The following is a 17,808-nucleotide window of genomic DNA, read 5'->3' on the forward strand; positions in this document are numbered from 1 at the left end:
CCCCCGCCCGGCCGGTCTCGCACCGGCGGCAGCCTCAGTGCTCGATGGCGACCAGTTCCACCACATCGACCCCACCCGCCACGAACGCCTCCCGGAGCTCGGCCCCGACCGCGTCCGGCTCCCGCAGGACCCGCTCCCCCGAGACGTAGACCACCCGCACCCCCAGGTACTCCATCCGGTGCTGCCCGCCCCTGACCCAGGCGGACTCGCCCTCGCTGACGCAGCGCAGCTCGGAATCCACCTCGACCGCCACACCCACCGCCGGCCAGTACAGGTCGGGCACCGCGACGTAGGTGCCGCCGCGCATCCGCAGCTCGGGGCCGGCCAGTGGCACCGGGAGCAGCCACTCGTCCACCAGCTCGCCGATCCGGTCGAGCACCGACTCCCGCTCCACGGCCAGGAGTTCGTCCAGCGCCGCCCGCACCCGGACCTCCCCCAGCAGATCCGCCTCCCGCAGTTCGGCCACCAACTCCCGCAGCGTGCAGCGGAATTCGCCGCTCACCAGCCCCGGCGCCGCCGGGCCCGGCAAGACGGCCTCCCTGAGCACGTCTCGCAGCAGCTCGGGCCGGGCCTCGCCGCGGTCGAACACGCCCTCGTCCGTCCACTCGCGCACGGCGTCCGCGACCGCCCGCGCCACCGGGGCGCAGGCCAGGCCGTGCACCGAACGCGCCTCCAACTCCCTTCCGGTGCGCCTGATCCGCACCTCCCCGACGTCCCGCAACCGCCGCTGCCTGGGCACCAGGACGTCCACCTCGGTGACCGCGGGCAGCCGGGGCGCCGAGGCGAAGCCGTACAGGGCGAGCGCCGCCGCGCCGGTGATCACCGCACCCTCGCGGCGGCCCTCCTCACGGCCGTTCTGCGCCGCGTAGAGCAGCGCCGCCCACATCCGCTGCTCGGGTGTGGGCTCACCGTCCTGCAGCAGGTAGACCCGGGGCAGCACCCGCTGCCACGGACCGCCCCGCCGGCAGTGCTCGCTGACCAACCTGGTCGGCACTCCCCGGGCGCGCAGCTGACTGGCCGTGATGACGTTCTGCTGACGGCGTGCCAACTCTTCGAGTGATGGATGCGAAGGAGGAGTCTGGTAGCTCATGCCGACACCCTCCCCAACAGCTCGCCCGCTGCACCCACGACCTGACGCACTGTTACCCAACCGTCGCGAAATCGGGACTGCCCTGCACTAAAGTCCCCATACCCTCACTCATTCGGCGTAACGGACGTTCATCGCCTTGCCGGTTTCGACCGCAGTTGACATGTGCCATCCGGTTTTTCGTCGCCTACGACCTTCAGTGACGCTCGCCTGACACCCCGTGCTGAGCTGCGGCGACTGACCGACAGTGACGAAGGACATACGGTGGAGCACCACCCCGAGGTCATGACCGCCCTCCGGGATTGCCTACCATCAGCTCATGCCACGCGATGAGTCCGCCGGCCTGCGTGCCGCCCAACTTCGTCTCGGCCGTCTGCCCGGTTACGTCCGCCAGCCAGACCTGGCCCGCCGCAACGGCGAGGACGGCCGCACGTACAAGAAGGGCTGGGAGGTGCGCTTCACCGCCCGCACCGAGGAGGAGATAGCCGAGATCCGCGATCTGGTGGTCGCCGCGGGCTTCGCCCCCGCCCGCCCCTTCTTCAAGGGGCACCAGCTGATCCAGCCCGTCTACGGCATCGCCGCCGTCCAGGCCTACCTCGCGGCGCGCGAGGCGATCGAGGGCTCGGCCCGCACCAGGGGCGGTGCGCCGCGCGCCACCGAGCAGTGCCGGGCCGAGTCGGCCCAGCGCACTCAGGCCCAGCGCAGAGGCGCCGACCGGAGCCGCGGCGAGCGGGGCCGCACCGAACGCGAGCACCGCACCGGTGCCGCCTCGACCGCCGCGGCCGCGGCCTCGGCTGCCGCAGCGGCGGCCGCAGTGCGGGCCCGCCAGGCGGCGGAAGCCGACCGGACCGCGGAGCCTCAGGTCAACGGGCCGGCAGCCGGTCGTACGTCCTGACGGCGCACTCGGCGTCATAGGTCATCGGGTTGCCAGGGTGCCGGCGGCTACGGGTGGGCGAAGCCGGGCGCGTAAGCCGCCACGATCGCGACCGTGACGGCCGCACCGGCGAGCGCGTTCGCCGCCCTGCGGGCGAGGGAGGTACGGGCGCCGACGGCCCGGGCCCCGGCGGCCTCGGCTCCGGTCGCGGCGGCTTCGGCTTCGGTGGCGGCGGTGGTGATCTTCATGATCGTCAGCCTGCCGTCCGGCACACCGCCGCGGCCATCGGTGACACCCCTGCCCGTCCCCTGAGCCGACCATGATCGACCGTCAGGGCTTCACCCCGACCGGCGGATGGTCGATGTGCACGGTGGCGGCCAACAGCCGGGGAACCGCCCTGATCAGCGCCCGTTCGGCCGCCTCCGCCACCTGGTGTCCGGCGACCACCGTGAGCCCGCCGTCCACCACGACCTCGGCCTCCGCCCGCAGCGAATGCCCGATCCAGCGCATCCGCAGCGCCCCGACCCCCTGCACACCCGCGACCGTCCGCAGTTCCCGCTCCGCCGCGTCCACCAGGGCCGGATCGACCGCGTCCATCAGCCGCCGGCCGACCTCGCGCACGGAGGTCCGCAGCACCAGCAGGATCGCACCGGTGATCACCAGGCCGACGATCGGGTCGGCGGCGTGCCAACCCACCGCGGTGCCCGCCGCACCGAGCAGCACGGCCAGCGAGGTCAGCCCGTCCGTACGGGCGTGCACACCGTCCGCGACCAGGGCGGCCGAGCCGATCGCCCGCCCGGTGCGGATCCGGTAGTGGGCGACCCACTCATTTCCCAGGCAGCCGACCAGCGCCGCCCCGGCGACCGCCCACAGGTGGGTGACCGGCTGCGGGTGCAGCAGCCGGTCCACGGCCGTGGCCGCGGCCAGCACCGAGGAGGCCAGCACCGCGAGCACCACGGCCACCCCGGCGAGGTCCTCGGCCCGACCGTAGCCGTAGGTGTAGCGGCGGTTGGCGGCCCGGCGGCCGAGCAGGAAGGCGAGTCCGATCGGCACCGCGGTCAGGGCGTCGGCGAAGTTGTGCACCGTGTCGCCGAGCAGGGCGACCGAGCCCGAGAGCCCGACGATCACCGCCTGCGCGGCGGCGGTCAGCCCGAGGACCAGCAGCGAGACCCAGAGCGTACGCAGGCCCCGGGCGGAGGACTCCAGGGCGCTGTCGACCCGATCGGCGGCCTCGTGCGAGTGCGGCCCGACCAGGTGCGCCAGCCGGTGGACGGCACCGCGCCAGGAGCGCTCCGCCGCATGGCCGTGATCGTCGCCGCGGCCGTGGCTGTGGCTGTGACTGTGGTCGTGACCGTGCTCGCCATGACCGTGGTCGTGACCGTGTCCACCGTGACCGTGGCCGTCGCCACGGCCGACGTGATCAAGCCTGCGGGTGCGCCCGCCTGCGGGCCCGCCGGTGAGCGGATCGGCGGCTGCGTGGGTGTGGCTTCGGCCGGTGCCAGGGCCGTGGTGGTGGTCCGCGTGTGCCTCCATGAGACCCACGGTGGCACACCAACTCCCTTGCAGCCACTGCCGTTGTACCTACACCAACCAGCTGCGACACGCTTGCAGGTACACTCGTCCGACACCTCGGCTGACGAAGCGTCAAATAGCGGCTCAATCAAGCCCATTCCGGGAATCTGATGGGACTTGTCACTCAAAGCAGCCACCCAAGGGCCTAGAGTGAGCGCAGGGTGCTCCCTTGCCGCCGAGACCAGATCGCGAGGCCGATGTGACCGACCGTCATGTCCCTTCCACCGGCCTGGGCAGTCCGGACGGCTCCGGAGGCGACGCCACCGGGCTCGACTCCACCGAACTCTCCGCCATGCCACTGGAGTTCACCGCGTTCCGGGAGCTGCACCACCCGCGGTACCTGAGCTACGCCCGGGTCTGGTTCCACGAGCCGGCCCAGGCGGCGGCGATCGTCGAACAGGCCTTCCGCGCCCTGGCCGGAGTGTGGCGCGAGGTGCTGGGCAGCCCCAATCCCGCCGCGGCGGCCTGGCAGATCCTCCGCACCACCGTCGCCGAGCAGATCGCGCACCGCGACGGCCCGGCCGGCCGCACCGCCTCCGAGCGGCCGGACCTCCCGGAGCAGCGGAGCGCGACCATGGACGAGGATCTCGCCATCCTGCACTACGTGGTCGGCCTGGCCACCCCCGAGATCGCCGACGTGGTCGGCAGCGACAGCGCGAGCATCGCCAGCCAGCTGCGGCACGCCTTCCGGCACGAGGCGGCCGACTGGTGAGCCGGCCCCCGCGGCCGTGATCGTTATCACCTGCCGAGTCACTACTCACCGGTCCCCGCCAGGCGAAGGATGGTCTCCGTCCGGGTCCCGAGCAGGCAGGAGTCACCTTCGCATGTCCATCGACCACGCCGTCGCGATGATCGGACTCCAGGCCGACGCCTGCGAGGAGTTGGGCTCCCCGCTGTACGCCGCGCTGCTCACACGGGCCGCCCAGGACGTCCGGGACGGCGGCCCGTGTGCCGAGGCCATCGCCGGGTACGAGGGCGCCCCCGGCCCCGACGCGATCGCGCTGCGCCTGATCGGCGGCGTCCACGCGCTGGTGCTCACCGGGCGGGCCCCGGAGCTCGCGGTGCACTTCCCGAGCGCCGGCGGCGCCTTCGACCCGGCCGCGGCCGACCGGGCCTGGGACGCCTTCCGCACCACCGTGGCGGCCGAGCTCCCGTGGATCAGGGACTGGATGACCAGGCCCCCGCAGACCAACGAGGTCGGCCGCGCCAACCTGCTGATCACCGGCCTGCTGCACACCCTCGCCGGGCGCCCGCTCCCCGTACGGCTCTTCGAACTCGGTTCCAGCGCCGGACTCAACCTCCTCGCCGACCGCTTCCGCTACGAGTCCGCCGGCTTCGGGTACGGCCCCGAGGACTCGCCCGTCCTGCTCCAGGACGCCTGGCGCGGCGCCCCGCCGGCCTGGCTCGACGAGGAGCGGCCGCCCGTCGTCGTCGCCGAGCGGCGGGGCTGCGACCCGACCCCGATCGACCCCGTCTCCGCCGAGGGCGCGCTCGCGCTGCGCGCCTACGTCTGGGCCGACCAGCCCGCCCGCGCCGCCCGGCTGAACGGGGCGCTCCGGCTCGCCGCCACGACTGAGACGCGGGTCGACCCGGTCGGCGCCGCCGCGTTCCTCGCGGACGTCGAGCCCCAGGAGGGCACGTTGACGGTGGTCTGGCACTCCGTCATGCGCCAGTACGTCCCGGCCGAGGAATGGGCCCGGGTGGAGGGCGAGTTGCAGCGGCTGGCCGCGGCGAGCACCGCCACCGCCCCGTTCGCCCACATCGCCTTCGAGCCGCGCCGGGCCGAGGTCGGGCACCGCTTCCTGCTCGTCGTGCGCGACGGGTCCGACTTCGCGGTGGAGCGGGTGCTCGCCGAGGCCGTGCCGCACGGGCTCCCCGCCTGGACCGTCTGAGACCGCCGGGGACTTCCCGGGACCGCCGCCCGAGACCGCCGGGGACTTCCCGGGACCGCCGGGGATTGCCCGAGACCGCCCGAGGCCGCCTGAGCAGGCGTCAGACCCGGGTCCCGGTGACGTCGAAGAGGTGGTGCACCGGGTCGTGGATCAGGTAGCGCGCGAAGGACTCCACGGTGAACCGTGCGCCGTCGCTGCGGTTGCCGGTGCGCTGCCACTGCTCGCCGGTGACCGCCTCGAAGGCCTGCGCCAGCCGCTCCGCGGCCTCGGCCAGCTGCACCGCGACCAGCCCCGGATCCTGGCTGCCGTACTGCCCGGCGACGGCGGTCTCGTCCTGGTCCCAGTTGGCGAACAGCGGGTCGTCCTCGGTGAGCATCAGGTCGAGCCGGACGGCGAAGAGCCGGAACACGTCCCGGACGTGGCAGGCGTACTCCAGGTCCGACCAGACGTCGGGGCTCGGGCGGCGGCGCAGCCGCTCGTCGGGGAGCTCGGCGAGCCTGGCCACCCAGGCGGTGGCGTTGGCGCCGATCATCGCGGGGACGTCCTCGCGGACCACCGACGGGGTGTCCAGTCCGCAGTCGGCGCACGGGCGCTGGAGGACCCAGGTCCAGTCCTTGGTGTCAGGAGTGATCATGCGTCCAGGGTGGCCCGGCCGCCCCCGGCTCCACCAGCGGTCGGACCGCCGCACAACGCCAAGATCCTGCCAACCGCCGCCGCGTCCTACGCCACCTCCCGCTCCCCCTGCTCGTACGCCTCACGGGCCGCCAGCAGGTCGGCCAGGTGCTCGCGGCCCCAGGCGCAGGCCGCGTCCATCGGCGCGAACAGCGAGCGGCCGAGCGGCGTCAGCTCGTCGGGCGGTTGCCGACGCAACGAGGCTCCGGTTGGAGGGGCGACTTGCTCAGTCGCCCTGCACCGGAGCCTCGATGTGCCGTCAGCCCGAGCAGCCGGGCACCGCGGTCGGGCTGCCGACGCAGTTGGTGGGGCTGTTGCCGTTGACCCGGCTCATGGCGAGGGTCAAGGTACTGCCGTCGTTGTAGACGCCGCCCGGGGCGACGGCGGACCGGTTGCCGTTGATGTTGCTCCGGGCCACCGTGACCGCCACATCGTTGAAGGTCGCGAGCCCGCCGCCGCCGGTACCGGCCTGGTTGTCGTTGAGGTTGCTGTCGTCGATGACCAGCATGCCGTCGTTGGCGACGCCGCCGCCCAGCTGGTCGGCGGAGTTGCCGATGATCCGGCTGCGGCTGATGGTCATGTCGCCGTCGTTGGCCACGGCGCCGCCGTTGTGAACTGCGTGGTTACCGGTGAGCATGCTGTCGGTGATCGTGGTCGTGGTGCCGGTGAACCCGCCGATGCCTCCGGAGAAGTTGCCGCGGTTGTCGCGGATCCGGCTGCTGGTGACGGTGAGCGTGCCGAAGTTGGCGATGCCCCCGCCGAAGTCCCCGCCGGCGTCGCCGTTGCTGATGGTGGCGTCACGGAGGACGAGGGAGTTCCTGACCGTGAGGATGCGGAACGGCGTCGCAGCCGTGCGTGTGATCGTGCTGTTGCGTGCGTTGATGGTCAGCTTGGCCTGGATGTCCGGCAACGGGCTGGTCAGACCGTAGGTGCAACCGGGTTTGAGATCGAGCACCACCGGCCCGGTCGCACTGTTGTCGCGCCGGACCGCGCGGATGGGGGACGCACGGTTACCGGCCGGCACATCGGCGGGTTGTCCGGCGGGCACCACCGCTCGGGCCCTTCGGCGGGCGCAGGTCGGGCCGGGGCACCGCACCGCACCGCACCGGGGAAAGTGGTCGGTTGAGGCCCCTCCGAGCCGGACGGCTCGGCACGGTCGTGAGCGCCGCACCACCGGATGGACAGTCGGCGGGCTGCGGACGCCCGAGCGGTGCGGCGGTGATCACTTCCGCTGGTCCATTTCTGAAATGGTGTCACGCGTCACCGGCGTCCGGAGACGGTTTGGCCGACCGGTGACCGCCCGAGTAGAACTACCGAGTGATCAACGACCACGCCCTGAACGACAAACCCACCGTGATCGGCGAACGAGTACGCCTGGTACCCCTGGGCCCTCAGCACGCGGAACCCTTCTGGCAGGCCACCCTTGACCCGGAGAACCGCCGACTCACCGGCACCCGCCGGGAGTTCACCCTCGACTTCGTCCGAGACTGGTGCGCTGACCGCGCCACCCAGCCCGGCCGGCTCGACCTCGCGATCGAGGACCGCACCACCGGCGACTACCTCGGCGAACTCGCCCTGATCGACATCGACCACGACAGCGAGTCCGCCGCCTTCCGCATCGCCCTCGGCCCCGGTCTCGCCGGCCGCGGCTACGGCACCGAGGCAGCGCGCCTCCTGCTCGGCTACGCCTTCGACCAAGTCCAGCTGCACCGCGTCCAGTTGGAGGTCTACTCCTTCAACCTGCGCGCCATCCGCGCCTACCAGAAGGCCGGATTCGTCCTCGAAGGCCGCCTGCGCGACGCCCACATGTGGGAGGGCCGGCGCTACGACGTGCTCTGCATGGCCGCCCTGCGCAGCGAATGGCGGGCACCCGTCCGGTGAGCGGGGCCCGCCGTCCGACGCTCCGTCAATTGTCCGCGTCGGCGTCCGACTGAATCGCGCAGACCGCATCGACGTCCTGCTGGTTGAATCCGTGAGTCCCTCCGAAGAACGCCTTCAGCAGCCCCTTGCAGACCGCGGCCTCCCGCGGAGTCCTGGGCCCTTCGGCCGCCGCCGGCTGCGCCGCCAGCAACGGCGTCGCCAGCAGTACGGCGGAGCACAGCGCGCGGGTGGCGAACTTCTTCAGCTTCGAGTTCGACTTCGACGTCGACGACGCAGAGAACATGTCGGCCCTTCGGATAGGCGATGGACGAGCCATCCCTACCCGAAGGGCCGTTCGCTTCCGCGGATCCTGCGCCATCCGTGAGCGTGTCAGCGGCGGTACGGCGGTTGTGCCACCTGCGGGGTCGCGGAGTCCCACGTCAGAGGTCGCAGTCCCGACGTCGATGCACGGGGTGGAAGTGCCCGAGGAGTTCGGACAGGTCGTACACCTCTACCAGGAGGAACACCAGGCTGACGAAGAGCATGGCCTTCAGTGCGGGAACCAGCAGCGACTGGACTGGTTGCGGGCCACGAGTCGCCGTCCAGAGCAGCATGGACGTCAGGACCACGGCCCCGAAGCCGAGGAGGGAACCAGCGCAGGCTGCTACCTGAGCGAGACCGGGCAGGCCGGGGCTGTTCAGGCAGGCGTCGTCCAGAACGACCACGTGAACGACGTCCGACCATCGCGCGAAGAGCACGCAGACCAGGGCGACCGGGCTGCTCACGAGCGCGGCGATGGCCAGCCAGCGCCACCGTGCCGGAGCGCGGAGGAAAGCCGGTCCTGCAAACTCACGCACCATCAGGCACCACATCCGCTGGTCACCGCAGGACGGGCCGGAAAGTCCGGAAGCAGCCTGTTGAGATCGGAAACCTCCACGGCGACGCAGAGCAGGCTGATGACGGATACTGCCCTCAGGAGTGCAATGACCCAGGAACTGACGGGTTGCCGCCCACGACTCGCTGTCCATAGCAGCACTTGAGCAACTATCGCGGCCGACGTGCCGAGGAGCAGGCCGGCCCACGCCGCGGCCTGCGTGAGCATTGGGGCTGCCGCCCGACCGGTACAGATCGACCAGGAGATCCAATGCCAATCGGAGTTCGTCTCGTACGCGTAGGAGCTGCAGACCATCGCGGCAGGGACGGCGATGAGCACGGCGGCGGCTGTCCAACGCCACCGCGTCGGTGACACCGGTATGCCCGCGGAGTTGCGATTCTTCTCAACCATCGCTCAGTACCAGGTCGGGTTGACGCGAACGTAGTGCACTTTCTGATGACCGTCGCGTCGGTTCCACAGGTCGATGCGGCCCGCCATGCTGGTGTTCCCCCTCTGGGACGTGTGCTGGGTGTACCGGATGTCGCCGTCCGGGGTGACCGCGGTGACGATGGCGGTGTGGTGGATGTTCCCCTTGGGGGTGCTGTCCTTGTCGGAGTCCTCCTCGAAGTAGACGAGGTCGCCCGGCCGAACCTGATCCGCCGAAACCTCCTGTCCCCCGTGGGCCATCATGAAATCGTGCTGGTTCTGCGCCCCACCCCAGGCATCGGTGTGGTCCGGCTGCGCCCAGTCGTACCAGCGATTATCCGTGCGGGACCAACCGTCTCCCCAGGTGTTGTCGTCGGTGAACTTCATGCCGGCCTGGTGCAGGGCCTCGGAGACGAAGTTGGTGCAGTTGCCGACCTTTTCGTCGTCCAGGTCGCCGTCCTTGGTGTTCCAGTGTTCAAGTGCCCACTGGACGGCCTTCACACGGTCGTACTTCGCCCCGGGCCCGCCGCGCAGGTCCTGCTTCACGCTCTCGGGGATGCCGGGCAGGTTGGCCAAGGCCACCGGGTTGGAGAGTTCGAGCTGCTTGCGCTGCGAGTCGGACAGGGAGTTCCACCAGTCCGCGACCAGGCGCGGGTCCTTACCGTCGGGAATGCCACCGGCGTACATGTCCAGTTCCGTCTGGGACGCTGTGTCCTGCAGGTCGCTGAGCGCTCTGCCCGGGCTGGTCTCGCCGATGGCGGCACCCAGCTTCCGTAGCTCTTTCGCCGCCTGACCGTCCGCCTTCTCGGCCTCGCGCAGTGCCTCCTGCAGCAGGGCGTTGACCTCCTGGACGACGGAGGCGTCCACGGGCGCGCCACCTGCAGCCTCGGTGACGATGCCTTGCGTCTCGTCGACGGTCAGGCCGTGGGCCTGTGCCATGTCCAACGCGCCCTGCATGGTGAGCTTCGCACGGGTGATGAAGGTGGACAAGCCGTCGAGGATCATGCTGACGCCGCGGATGATGTTGGCCCCGGCCTCCAGGATCTGAGCCTGCTCGGCGAGCTTTCGGCCCGCCGCCTCCCCAACCCGGTCCTGCCAGTTCTCCTTGAGTGGGTTCAGCCCGTTGGCGTGGATGTCATTGACAGCTGACCACGACTCCTTCGCCAGCTCGACCCAGTCGCTCGCGGCGGAGTCGAGGTCGGTGCTCCTCGCGGACTTCAGATGTGCCAGGTCCATGGTCACCGCTCCGTGGAGTGGAGGTCGCGGAGCGCTTCCACGATGCGTTGCTGAGCTTCTTGTTCGGCCAGCTCGTACGTCTGCGCCGACTGGTGCAACTGGTCTCCGAGGTTGTGGAGGTTCTGCACCACGGTGGTCATGTGCGTCTGCCATGCCTGCGCACATTCCTGTAGCGCTGGCCCCGATTCCCAGCCGGTCAGCGAAGCGGCAGCGGTGAAACTGCTGTCAAGCCAGTGCCCAGCGGCCGGACCGACCTGTCCGGCCGCGGTCTGCACTCCGGATGCGGACTGCCGGAGCGCGGACGGCAGCACGTGGATGTCCGCCATCGATCCCCCCTCGATGTTCACAAGCCAGGACCCCCTCCTGGACTTATGACCAGGAACTCTACGTGATCGAACGGATTGCGGGCGCGTGTACGAGATCGCCGCCGCTTCCCTACGGCCTTGCGGGTGGGCTGGTCCGGGCGGATGCTGAGGTGGCTCGGTCGCTCCCGGGCGTGGACCGGTCGGAGCGACTGCACTTCCCCGCACCCGCCCGCCGGGCGTGGCCGGTTCGGAACGCGTCGGGTCAGTGGGGTGTGGCCTTGTTCGCCGGGCGGATCCGCACGTAGTGCGAGCGGCCGTTCATGGCGAACGCGAGGTCGAGCCGGCCATCGCGCTGGATGAACTCCTGCACGCGCTCGACCGCTTGCGGGCGGGTGAGGAAGTATCGGAACGCGTCGGCCTGCGCCGCACCCAGCGGAAGCAACCGGAGCGAGCCCCAGAGCGCCGACAGGGCGTCCGGAAGGCGCTCGAAGGTCGCCGGGCCGCACACGTCCTCGATCTCGACCACCACCCGATCGACCGCGCTCACTCCGCATCCCCGGCCGCCGGTGCGATGACAGCCCAGACGAGCTTGCCGATCCCGCCCTCGCGCGGGCGGCAACCCCAGCCGGTCGTCAACTGCTCGACCAGCCAAAGCCCTCGGCCGTACTCGTCGTCGGGACCCGCCGCCTGCACCACGGGGTACGTGGTGCCCGCGTCATGCACTTCAACCCGCAGCTCTTGCAGCCACAGCTCGAAGCGGACCATGAGCAGTCGGCCTGGTGGCGTGCGGGCGTGCTGGACGGCGTTGTTGACCAGCTCGGTCAGAACCAACTCGCCGACGTCCACGTACCGTTCGCCGTCGGCGAGGTCGGCCAGGAAGCCTCGGAGCAGTCTTCGGGCGGCGCTTCCCGACTTTCGGTGGCGCGGCAGCCAGAACGCGTACTCGTCGGGCGCGGTGGGTGGCCTCTCCAGCGCTTCGGGCATGGCGATTCCCCTCCTGGACATGGTCGGGTGGACGTGAGCCTGGGCCGGTCAACGGCCGTGGCGGCAAACGGAATCGGGCATGGGGATGCCCGGCAGCAAGCCGCTGCCATCACGCTGTGTTGGCAGTTGACTACGTTCAGCAGCATGCTCTGCCATAGAGTCGCCGTGCAAGTGCATGAACCATGCAATTGCACGAACGGGTGACGGTTGAGCACCTCAACGGGAGTGGCAGACTGTGTACCGACGTGACCTACCGGGGAGAGTGACGGGTGGACAGCCCAACCGTGCTGCGGCGTAGGCTCGGCGCAGAGCTGGGAAAGTTGCGCATGTCGCGCGGCGCGAGCGCCAAGGACGTTGCCGCTGCACTGGGCTGGTCCGCGTCCAAGCTGAGCCGCATCGAGAGTGGGAGCGTGCCGCTACAGGACCGTGATGCGGCGAAGCTGCTGGCACACTACGGCGTTGACGATCACACCGAAGTGAAACAGTTCATCAGCCTCACTCGGCAGAGTCGCCAGCAAGGCTGGTGGCACGCCTATGGCGATGCGCTGCCGGACTGGTTCCGCGCGTACATCGGACTTGAGGCCGACGCAACAAAGATCGTGACGTTCCAGTGCGAGTTGGTGCCGGGACTTCTCCAGACGGAAAGCTACGCCCGGCAGGTCATCCGGGCTATGAACCCCACGGAGTCGGCAGACGACATCGAACGCCGCGTAGCACTTCGCATGGAACGGCAGCAGATCCTCGACCGGCCAGAACCGCCGCAGCTCTGGGCCATCATCGGAGAGGCCGTCATAAGGAGGCACGTCGGCGACGCTTCCACCATGCGTACCCAACTCGGGCACCTGGCCGACATGGCCGAGACGAGACCCAACATCACCATCCAGGTGCTCCCGTTCTCGGCTGGCGCTCACGCCGCCATGGGAGCGTCCTTCTCCGTTCTGTCGTTCAGCGACCTCCCTGGAAGCGTGGCCTATTCCGAGGTCACGACGAGCAGCATCTACACCGAGCGGCCATCCGAAGTCGCCCGCCATCAGGAGACTTTCCTTCGTCTCATGGCGTCATCGGTTCAACCTGAGAAGTCGGTCTCGTGGCTGAGGGAAGTCGCAGAGGAGTGCCAGTGAAGCACCAGATGCCAGCCGTCAGGTGGCGCAAGAGTTCATACAGCAACGGACAGGGTGACTGCGTCGAGGTGGCCGATGGCCTTCCCGGTGTGATGCCAGTCCGCGACTCCAAGGACCCCGACGGGCCCGCGCTGGTCTTCCCGGCCGAGGCATGGTCGGCGTTCATCGCCGGGGTCAAAGCGGGAGAGTTCCCAAGTAGCTGCTGATGAGCTGATCCCTGGCTCAGCGGCGGCCCCGACCGAATAGCCGGCCGGGGCTGCCGTATTGCCCAGTAGCTGCACGCCCGTTGGTCTGTGGAACGGTGAATCCACCCAGTCCGACGCTGCAGAAAACGTGTCGGCCCTTCGGACGGGTGATGAACGAGCCATCCCTGCCCGAAGGGCCGTTCGCATCTACGGAGTGCTTCGTGATCCGCGAGCGTGTCAGCGGTACGGGTTCTCCGAGGCCGGCGGCTGCGGCTGGTAGTACTGCGGCGGCTGCGCACCACCACCCGTGGGCGGCACCTGCTGGTGCGGCGGGTACTGCTGCCCACCGGCCCCGTACGGCGGCTGGCCACCCGCCGGCGCGTAACCCCCGGGCCCACCCGGTCCACCCGAGCCCCCAGGGCCGCCGGATCCACCAGATCCGCGCCCACGGCGCACCACGAGCAGCACCACGCCACCGATCACCAGCAGCGCGACAACACCGATGCCCGCGTAGAGCGCCATCGAGTTCTTCTTGCTGTCCTTCTTCTCAGGCGCGGCCTGAGGCTGCCCGCTGTCCTTGCTCGCCCCGGACGAAGGGGCTGCCGACGCTCCGCCGTCCCCACCCTGTGATTCGACCCGCCCAAGCAGCGGGTTCTCCTTCGGCCCGTTGTCGACATCCGCGTTAGGCGCCAACGCCTTCGAGGGCGACGCAATCCCATAACCGTAGCTGTTGTTGGGAACCTTCGAGCCGTCGGGCGGCGCGACCGCCGCCTTGATCATCCGATTGATGACCTGACCGGCGGAAAGATTGGGGTATTTGGAGCGGATAAGCGCCGCAATGGCGGAGACATAGGCGGTGGAGTCTGAGGTGCCAGTTCCCGAGCCATAGCTGGTAGGCGAATCCGCGGTTGCCCGGTAGATGTCGACGCCAGGTGCTACGAGGGTGATCTCCGGACCGCGGTTCGATTTCTCCCAGACTTTCCCACTCTTATCGATAGCGCCGACCGCGACTACACCCGGGAACGCCGCCGGGTACTGTACTGGGCTATCGACGTTTGCAAGATTTCCGGCACCGGCCACGAGAACAACGTCCTTGTCAACCGCATACTTTACGGCTCCGCGCGTGGCCGTGTCAGTGCGATCATCGCCAGCGATCGACATATTGATTACTTTGGCGCCATGGTCCACAGCGAAACGAATGGCGTCACCGATCCTGGTTTCGGTTGCATTGTTGAACTCGCCATGGTCATTCAAGGCAACCCTAACCGGAAGAATTTTTGCCTTCGGCGCTAGGCCCATAATTCCGGCCTGGTCTCCGTGGCCATGGCCAGCAATCACACTAGCCATGCCGGTCCCATGACCTGACTTGTCTACACGCCCGTCCGTATGGTCACCCGAGAAGTCTGCACCAGCCAGAACCTGCCCCGACAGATCCTGGTGATCTGCTACACCACTGTCGATAACAGCAACCCTTACACCGTCGCCCTCGCTGATCGGCCAGACCGAACTGGCGGCAGCGTAGTTCGTAAGGGCCCACTGTCCGTCACGGGTACTATCCGCACTGGCAGGTTCCACAGTCAGGCCCCAGAGAAGGGCTCCTGCTGCAAGCGCGGCCACACCGCGCATCGGTCGGCTGGTCGTCAAGCCACGTCACCCCACTCATCGAAGCGGCCGTCCCGCAGAGGCGATCTGCGGGACGGCCGGTCAGGTCAGACTGTCCTGCTGGCGGAAATCATTCCACCACGTTCGGGTTGGCCTTCTCCCCCGACTTCCACGTTTCCTCGTCCTCCACCAGGTAGGAGGGACGATCCTTACCCTTCTTGTCCTTCTTGGCACCCTTCCCCGCGGCACCGGGCATCCCGTGCGCACCGTTGCCGTTACCGGTACCAGACTGTCCAGACTGCCCGGCCTGTGCACGGCCCCGACCAAGGCCCGAGCCGCCCTCGGTGAACGAGCGACGCCCGGCACCACCGGCTCCGGCCTCACCCGCTACCCCGCCGGGACGCTGTCCGAGTCCCCGGCCCATGCGGCCGCCGCCCGCAGCCCCACCGGCTCCGCCTTCGGCGCCGCCCATACCTTCGGCCCCGAACGCGCCACCCGCACGGACCGAGCCACGACCGCCACCGGCACCAAGACCACCCCGGCCCAACGAAGAGCCGCCGCCGGGCAAGCCCCCCTTGGAACTGCCGGTAATGCCTCCACCGCCAACTACGGGAGGACAAGCCCCCGTGCCCGGGAGAGTGCCGGTGCCAGGAGTACCGGTTCCGCCTCCGCCAGTAACGATCGGTCCGCCCCCGACCTTTCCCGGCTTGGGCGTGACTACACCACCGTCAATCCCGGTGCCAGGTCCGGGGTTTCCAGGCTGTTGCGGACGAGGAGCCGGATTGGCCGTACCTCCCCAGACGCCGGGATCGGTAGGCGGAGCCACAACTGGCTTCGGAGGAGTTGCAGTTTGACCGGAAGACCATGAGCCCGACTCGCGGCTGCTCGGGCGGGTGGTTTCGGCGGTGCTGCCCGCACTCGCGAGACCCAGACCAGCGCCGACAATCAGGCCGCTGATAGCCTCAGCTCCACTCGAATCATCAGGTGCGGGAAGGTTTATGACATCGTCGACCCCACCAGCGGGAGGTGGCGGCTTCAATGCCGCCGTGCTCGCACGGTACTTGAGCGCCAGCGTATCCATGACTGCGACAGCCTGCGCCTTCCGCTCGTCAGCGATGGGCGTAGTCTTCTCGCCCACCATCGACTTGGCTGCGTCGCCAATGGAGTCGCCGACCTTGTCCAGGAAGTCGGGCTCCTCGGGCATGTCGCGCTTGGCCTGGTCGATTGCCTCGGAGACCCCCTGAAGCCCGACCGCAGCGTCATTGGCGTAAGCGGCAGCATTGTTGACGCTGTTGGCCAGATTCGTCATCTTGCTGTAGAAGGCATCACTGGTGGTGCCCTCCCAAGAATGCGTGGCATCGCCCGCAGCAGTGTTGAGGGCGGTTCGGATCTGCTTGAGAGTGGTGGCAGCCTTGCGCCAGGGATCACTGGCGGCCATGACCGCACCAGAGTCCATGGACTGGACCATGCGCCGCAGGTCGCCGTGGCTGTATCCGCTGAAGTTCGTGTTCGCGTCACTCATGCTCGGACGCCTCCTGTCCCCGTCCTGATCCTCATCACTGCGCCGCCTCGGCCGCTCTCAACAACGCCCTCGCCTACCACGTCGGGTGCGGCTGGCTACTGCCCGCCGAGGGGCCGCCCGCAGGAGCCTTGGACGCACCGGTCGAAGCAGCTTTGGAGGTGTACCCAGCCGGACTGGCAGGCGTAGAGGTGCTGCCGACCGACCAACCGTCGGTGTTCACCCTGAGGCTGCGGGAGGTCTCCTGCTCCTGCTCCTCGTAGTTGGTGGCGGTGAGGTCAGCCTTCCGCTGAGCGTCATCGATCGCATCCTGGAGAAAATTGAGGACATCGCGCAGACGCTCACGCATCACCTCGTACTTCGCGTGCAGCGCCTGAGCCTCCGCGAAGTCCCCGAACGCACCAGCCCCGACACCACTCTGCCCGTGCGCCCGGTTGCCACCCGCGTTCGTCTCGAACTCGCTCAGCAGCCCACGCACCTGCGTGGCGAACGCCCGCAGGCCGTCCACCTCCACGCGGTAGCCGGCTCCGGCGCCCCCGCTCGAACCGGTCCCTGTGCTCACGACCTCGTACCTCCCCCGTACACCCTGTGCACCCTCGGCAACTTCCGTACCGCCAGCATCATCGACCCTCGCATCGACCGGACGCCTGTCCGTCACATACCGCGCCCCGACGCTGACCCTCATGTCTAACACATGCCAGAGACCGTCAGAACGCCGCCGTGCGACCGGGACCTGAGACCTCTACCACCGCCCCGGCGCCAACCGTCAGCCGCCGCAGACTCCCATACCCCGCCCCGGCCTACAGGATGCCGTCAACGAAGGGTCAGCAGGTCCGTCAATGGACCCGTCAACACCGTTCCACGGCCTCGGACAGCGCCCTGCGGCACAGCGAGTCAGCCTTCCGGGTGGTTTCCGGCAGGCGGTACACGGGTGCCAACTCGAGGGTCAGATCGACGGCTTCGGCGAGGCCGATGCGGTGGCCGACCGAGACGAAGACCGGCTTCACGCCGCGACGGGTGCGGAGTGCCCGGCCGACCTCCTCGCCGTTCCCGGCGTCGTGCAGCGGCGTCCACGCGCCCCGCTCGGGGCCGGGCTGCTCGTAGGTGAAGGTGAACGGGGTCTTGGCGACGCCGATCGTGCGCAGGCCGCTGAGCACCCCGAGGTGGCTGGCCAGGCCCAGGCGGCGTGGGTGCGCCAGGCCGTAGCCGTCGCAGACGACCAGGTCGGGGGTACGTCCGAGGCCCGCCAGGGCGGCGAGCACGGTGGGCAGTTCGCGGAAGGCCAGCAGCCCGGGGAGGTACGGGAAGCTGATCCGCCCGATCGCGGTGGACTCCTCCACCACCTCCAGGCTGTCGCGGTCGAGCAGGACCGCGGCCGCGGCCACCACGTCCCGTTCGTCGTCGTACGCGACGTCGACGCCGGCCACCAGCGAGAGTTCGGCGAGGTCGGGCCCGCACGGCCCGGCGTCGACCAGCCCCCGCAGCCGTTCCTGCTCGGCCAGCGCCTCAGCCTCGGTAGCGGGCCACCCAGCGGGCGGATCAACACTGTTGGACACGGCTCGACTCCCCCGACGAACACCTGAACACGACTCGAACCCA

The 17,808-nt window shown here is 69.5% G+C and carries 22 protein-coding genes; 6 read left to right on the forward strand and 16 right to left on the reverse strand.

Annotated features, from left to right (window positions below):
- Positions 1 to 34: 34 nt before the first annotated feature.
- Positions 35 to 1,090 carry a hypothetical protein gene (locus tag ACZ5ON_RS24700; RefSeq protein WP_465596631.1) on the reverse strand — a complete coding sequence of 352 codons (1,056 nt, stop codon included), beginning with the start codon at positions 1,088 to 1,090 and terminating at the stop codon, positions 35 to 37.
- A gap of 316 nt (positions 1,091 to 1,406) precedes the next feature.
- Here ACZ5ON_RS24700 and ACZ5ON_RS24705 point away from each other — a divergent pair, with 316 nt between their 5' ends.
- The gene (locus ACZ5ON_RS24705; RefSeq protein ID WP_465596634.1) at positions 1,407 to 1,982 is read left to right on the forward strand and encodes a hypothetical protein; all 576 of its coding nucleotides are present in this window, start codon (positions 1,407 to 1,409) and stop codon (positions 1,980 to 1,982) included.
- A 47-nt stretch (positions 1,983 to 2,029) separates the two neighbouring features.
- On the opposite strand, the gene ACZ5ON_RS24710 is transcribed toward ACZ5ON_RS24705, so the two are convergent.
- Both ACZ5ON_RS24710 and ACZ5ON_RS24715 read right to left on the reverse strand, forming a co-directional pair.
- Complete coding sequence (locus ACZ5ON_RS24710) at positions 2,030 to 2,209, reverse strand: hypothetical protein (protein ID WP_465596637.1); 180 nt, start codon at positions 2,207 to 2,209, stop codon at positions 2,030 to 2,032.
- Between the two features lie 82 nt (positions 2,210 to 2,291).
- Entirely contained in the window at positions 2,292 to 3,494 is a 1,203-nt protein-coding gene (locus tag ACZ5ON_RS24715) for a cation diffusion facilitator family transporter (RefSeq protein WP_465596640.1), read from the reverse strand.
- 238 nt (positions 3,495 to 3,732) lie between these two features.
- Between ACZ5ON_RS24715 and ACZ5ON_RS24720 the strand changes: the two genes are divergently transcribed.
- Positions 3,733 to 4,245 carry an RNA polymerase sigma factor gene (locus ACZ5ON_RS24720; RefSeq protein WP_465596643.1) on the forward strand — a complete coding sequence of 171 codons (513 nt, stop codon included), beginning with the start codon at positions 3,733 to 3,735 and terminating at the stop codon, positions 4,243 to 4,245.
- A gap of 112 nt (positions 4,246 to 4,357) precedes the next feature.
- Complete coding sequence (locus tag ACZ5ON_RS24725; protein ID WP_465596647.1) at positions 4,358 to 5,425, forward strand: DUF2332 domain-containing protein; 1,068 nt, start codon at positions 4,358 to 4,360, stop codon at positions 5,423 to 5,425.
- Positions 5,426 to 5,525: 100 nt separating this feature from the next.
- On the opposite strand, the gene ACZ5ON_RS24730 is transcribed toward ACZ5ON_RS24725, so the two are convergent.
- From ACZ5ON_RS24730 to ACZ5ON_RS24740, 3 genes are all read right to left on the reverse strand, one after another.
- Complete coding sequence (locus ACZ5ON_RS24730; protein ID WP_465596650.1) at positions 5,526 to 6,059, reverse strand: DinB family protein; 534 nt, start codon at positions 6,057 to 6,059, stop codon at positions 5,526 to 5,528.
- An 86-nt stretch (positions 6,060 to 6,145) separates the two neighbouring features.
- Positions 6,146 to 6,295 carry a hypothetical protein gene (locus ACZ5ON_RS24735; protein ID WP_465596653.1) on the reverse strand — a complete coding sequence of 50 codons (150 nt, stop codon included), beginning with the start codon at positions 6,293 to 6,295 and terminating at the stop codon, positions 6,146 to 6,148.
- A 61-nt stretch (positions 6,296 to 6,356) separates the two neighbouring features.
- Positions 6,357 to 7,052, reverse strand: coding sequence for a hypothetical protein (locus ACZ5ON_RS24740; protein ID WP_465596656.1), 696 nt, complete (start codon positions 7,050 to 7,052; stop codon positions 6,357 to 6,359).
- 362 nt (positions 7,053 to 7,414) lie between these two features.
- Here ACZ5ON_RS24740 and ACZ5ON_RS24745 point away from each other — a divergent pair, with 362 nt between their 5' ends.
- Positions 7,415 to 7,978 carry a GNAT family N-acetyltransferase gene (locus ACZ5ON_RS24745; protein ID WP_465596659.1) on the forward strand — a complete coding sequence of 188 codons (564 nt, stop codon included), beginning with the start codon at positions 7,415 to 7,417 and terminating at the stop codon, positions 7,976 to 7,978.
- Between the two features lie 25 nt (positions 7,979 to 8,003).
- On the opposite strand, the gene ACZ5ON_RS24750 is transcribed toward ACZ5ON_RS24745, so the two are convergent.
- The 6 genes from ACZ5ON_RS24750 to ACZ5ON_RS24775 all read right to left on the reverse strand — a co-directional run bounded on the left by ACZ5ON_RS24750 (position 8,004) and on the right by ACZ5ON_RS24775 (position 11,782).
- A complete protein-coding gene (locus ACZ5ON_RS24750; protein WP_465596662.1) occupies positions 8,004 to 8,261 on the reverse strand; it encodes a hypothetical protein in 258 nt (85 codons plus the stop codon).
- A gap of 136 nt (positions 8,262 to 8,397) precedes the next feature.
- A complete protein-coding gene (locus tag ACZ5ON_RS24755; protein ID WP_465596665.1) occupies positions 8,398 to 8,817 on the reverse strand; it encodes a hypothetical protein in 420 nt (139 codons plus the stop codon).
- 428 nt (positions 8,818 to 9,245) lie between these two features.
- Positions 9,246 to 10,493 carry an amidase domain-containing protein gene (locus ACZ5ON_RS24760; protein WP_465596668.1) on the reverse strand — a complete coding sequence of 416 codons (1,248 nt, stop codon included), beginning with the start codon at positions 10,491 to 10,493 and terminating at the stop codon, positions 9,246 to 9,248.
- 2 nt (positions 10,494 to 10,495) lie between these two features.
- Entirely contained in the window at positions 10,496 to 10,819 is a 324-nt protein-coding gene (locus ACZ5ON_RS24765; protein ID WP_465596671.1) for a WXG100 family type VII secretion target, read from the reverse strand.
- Between the two features lie 241 nt (positions 10,820 to 11,060).
- Positions 11,061 to 11,345, reverse strand: coding sequence for a hypothetical protein (locus tag ACZ5ON_RS24770; RefSeq protein ID WP_465596674.1), 285 nt, complete (start codon positions 11,343 to 11,345; stop codon positions 11,061 to 11,063).
- Positions 11,342 to 11,782, reverse strand: a complete 441-nt coding sequence (locus tag ACZ5ON_RS24775; RefSeq protein WP_465596677.1) for an ATP-binding protein — start codon at positions 11,780 to 11,782, stop codon at positions 11,342 to 11,344. Before ACZ5ON_RS24775 ends, ACZ5ON_RS24770 begins: the two co-directional genes overlap by 4 nt.
- A 269-nt stretch (positions 11,783 to 12,051) precedes the next feature.
- Between ACZ5ON_RS24775 and ACZ5ON_RS24780 the strand changes: the two genes are divergently transcribed.
- Both ACZ5ON_RS24780 and ACZ5ON_RS24785 read left to right on the forward strand, forming a co-directional pair.
- Positions 12,052 to 12,903 carry a helix-turn-helix domain-containing protein gene (locus ACZ5ON_RS24780; protein ID WP_465596680.1) on the forward strand — a complete coding sequence of 284 codons (852 nt, stop codon included), beginning with the start codon at positions 12,052 to 12,054 and terminating at the stop codon, positions 12,901 to 12,903.
- An 8-nt stretch (positions 12,904 to 12,911) separates the two neighbouring features.
- Positions 12,912 to 13,109 (forward strand): DUF397 domain-containing protein, encoded by a 198-nt coding sequence (locus tag ACZ5ON_RS24785; protein ID WP_465596869.1) that lies wholly within the window; start codon positions 12,912 to 12,914, stop codon positions 13,107 to 13,109.
- 216 nt (positions 13,110 to 13,325) lie between these two features.
- Here the strand turns inward: ACZ5ON_RS24785 and ACZ5ON_RS24790 are convergent, their stop codons facing one another.
- The 4 genes from ACZ5ON_RS24790 to ACZ5ON_RS24805 form a co-directional block, all read right to left on the reverse strand.
- Complete coding sequence (locus ACZ5ON_RS24790; RefSeq protein ID WP_465596683.1) at positions 13,326 to 14,732, reverse strand: S8 family serine peptidase; 1,407 nt, start codon at positions 14,730 to 14,732, stop codon at positions 13,326 to 13,328.
- An 88-nt stretch (positions 14,733 to 14,820) separates the two neighbouring features.
- On the reverse strand, positions 14,821 to 16,212 hold the full coding sequence (locus tag ACZ5ON_RS24795) for a WXG100 family type VII secretion target (protein WP_465596685.1): 1,392 nt from the start codon (positions 16,210 to 16,212) through the stop codon (positions 14,821 to 14,823).
- Between the two features lie 73 nt (positions 16,213 to 16,285).
- Positions 16,286 to 16,771 carry a hypothetical protein gene (locus ACZ5ON_RS24800; protein WP_465596688.1) on the reverse strand — a complete coding sequence of 162 codons (486 nt, stop codon included), beginning with the start codon at positions 16,769 to 16,771 and terminating at the stop codon, positions 16,286 to 16,288.
- Between the two features lie 286 nt (positions 16,772 to 17,057).
- Positions 17,058 to 17,765: an endonuclease V gene (locus tag ACZ5ON_RS24805; protein WP_465596690.1), complete on the reverse strand. Its 708-nt coding sequence runs from the start codon at positions 17,763 to 17,765 to the stop codon at positions 17,058 to 17,060.
- Positions 17,766 to 17,808: the final 43 nt, after the last annotated feature.

This window comes from Kitasatospora sp. NPDC032150, from assembly GCF_055579945.1.

Coding starts and splice junctions, on each gene's coding strand:
- ACZ5ON_RS24730 (WP_465596650.1), bottom strand. CDS start 6,059: ATGATCACTCCTGACACCAAGGACTGGACCTGGGTCCTCCAGCGCCCG.
- ACZ5ON_RS24775 (WP_465596677.1), bottom strand. CDS start 11,782: ATGCCCGAAGCGCTGGAGAGGCCACCCACCGCGCCCGACGAGTACGCG.
- ACZ5ON_RS24765 (WP_465596671.1), bottom strand. CDS start 10,819: ATGGCGGACATCCACGTGCTGCCGTCCGCGCTCCGGCAGTCCGCATCC.
- ACZ5ON_RS24760 (WP_465596668.1), bottom strand. CDS start 10,493: ATGGACCTGGCACATCTGAAGTCCGCGAGGAGCACCGACCTCGACTCC.
- ACZ5ON_RS24700 (WP_465596631.1), bottom strand. CDS start 1,090: ATGAGCTACCAGACTCCTCCTTCGCATCCATCACTCGAAGAGTTGGCA.
- ACZ5ON_RS24785 (WP_465596869.1), top strand. CDS start 12,912: ATGCCAGCCGTCAGGTGGCGCAAGAGTTCATACAGCAACGGACAGGGT.
- ACZ5ON_RS24750 (WP_465596662.1), bottom strand. CDS start 8,261: ATGTTCTCTGCGTCGTCGACGTCGAAGTCGAACTCGAAGCTGAAGAAG.
- ACZ5ON_RS24755 (WP_465596665.1), bottom strand. CDS start 8,817: ATGGTGCGTGAGTTTGCAGGACCGGCTTTCCTCCGCGCTCCGGCACGG.
- ACZ5ON_RS24795 (WP_465596685.1), bottom strand. CDS start 16,212: ATGAGTGACGCGAACACGAACTTCAGCGGATACAGCCACGGCGACCTG.
- ACZ5ON_RS24725 (WP_465596647.1), top strand. CDS start 4,358: ATGTCCATCGACCACGCCGTCGCGATGATCGGACTCCAGGCCGACGCC.
- ACZ5ON_RS24715 (WP_465596640.1), bottom strand. CDS start 3,494: ATGGAGGCACACGCGGACCACCACCACGGCCCTGGCACCGGCCGAAGC.
- ACZ5ON_RS24710 (WP_465596637.1), bottom strand. CDS start 2,209: ATGAAGATCACCACCGCCGCCACCGAAGCCGAAGCCGCCGCGACCGGA.
- ACZ5ON_RS24705 (WP_465596634.1), top strand. CDS start 1,407: ATGCCACGCGATGAGTCCGCCGGCCTGCGTGCCGCCCAACTTCGTCTC.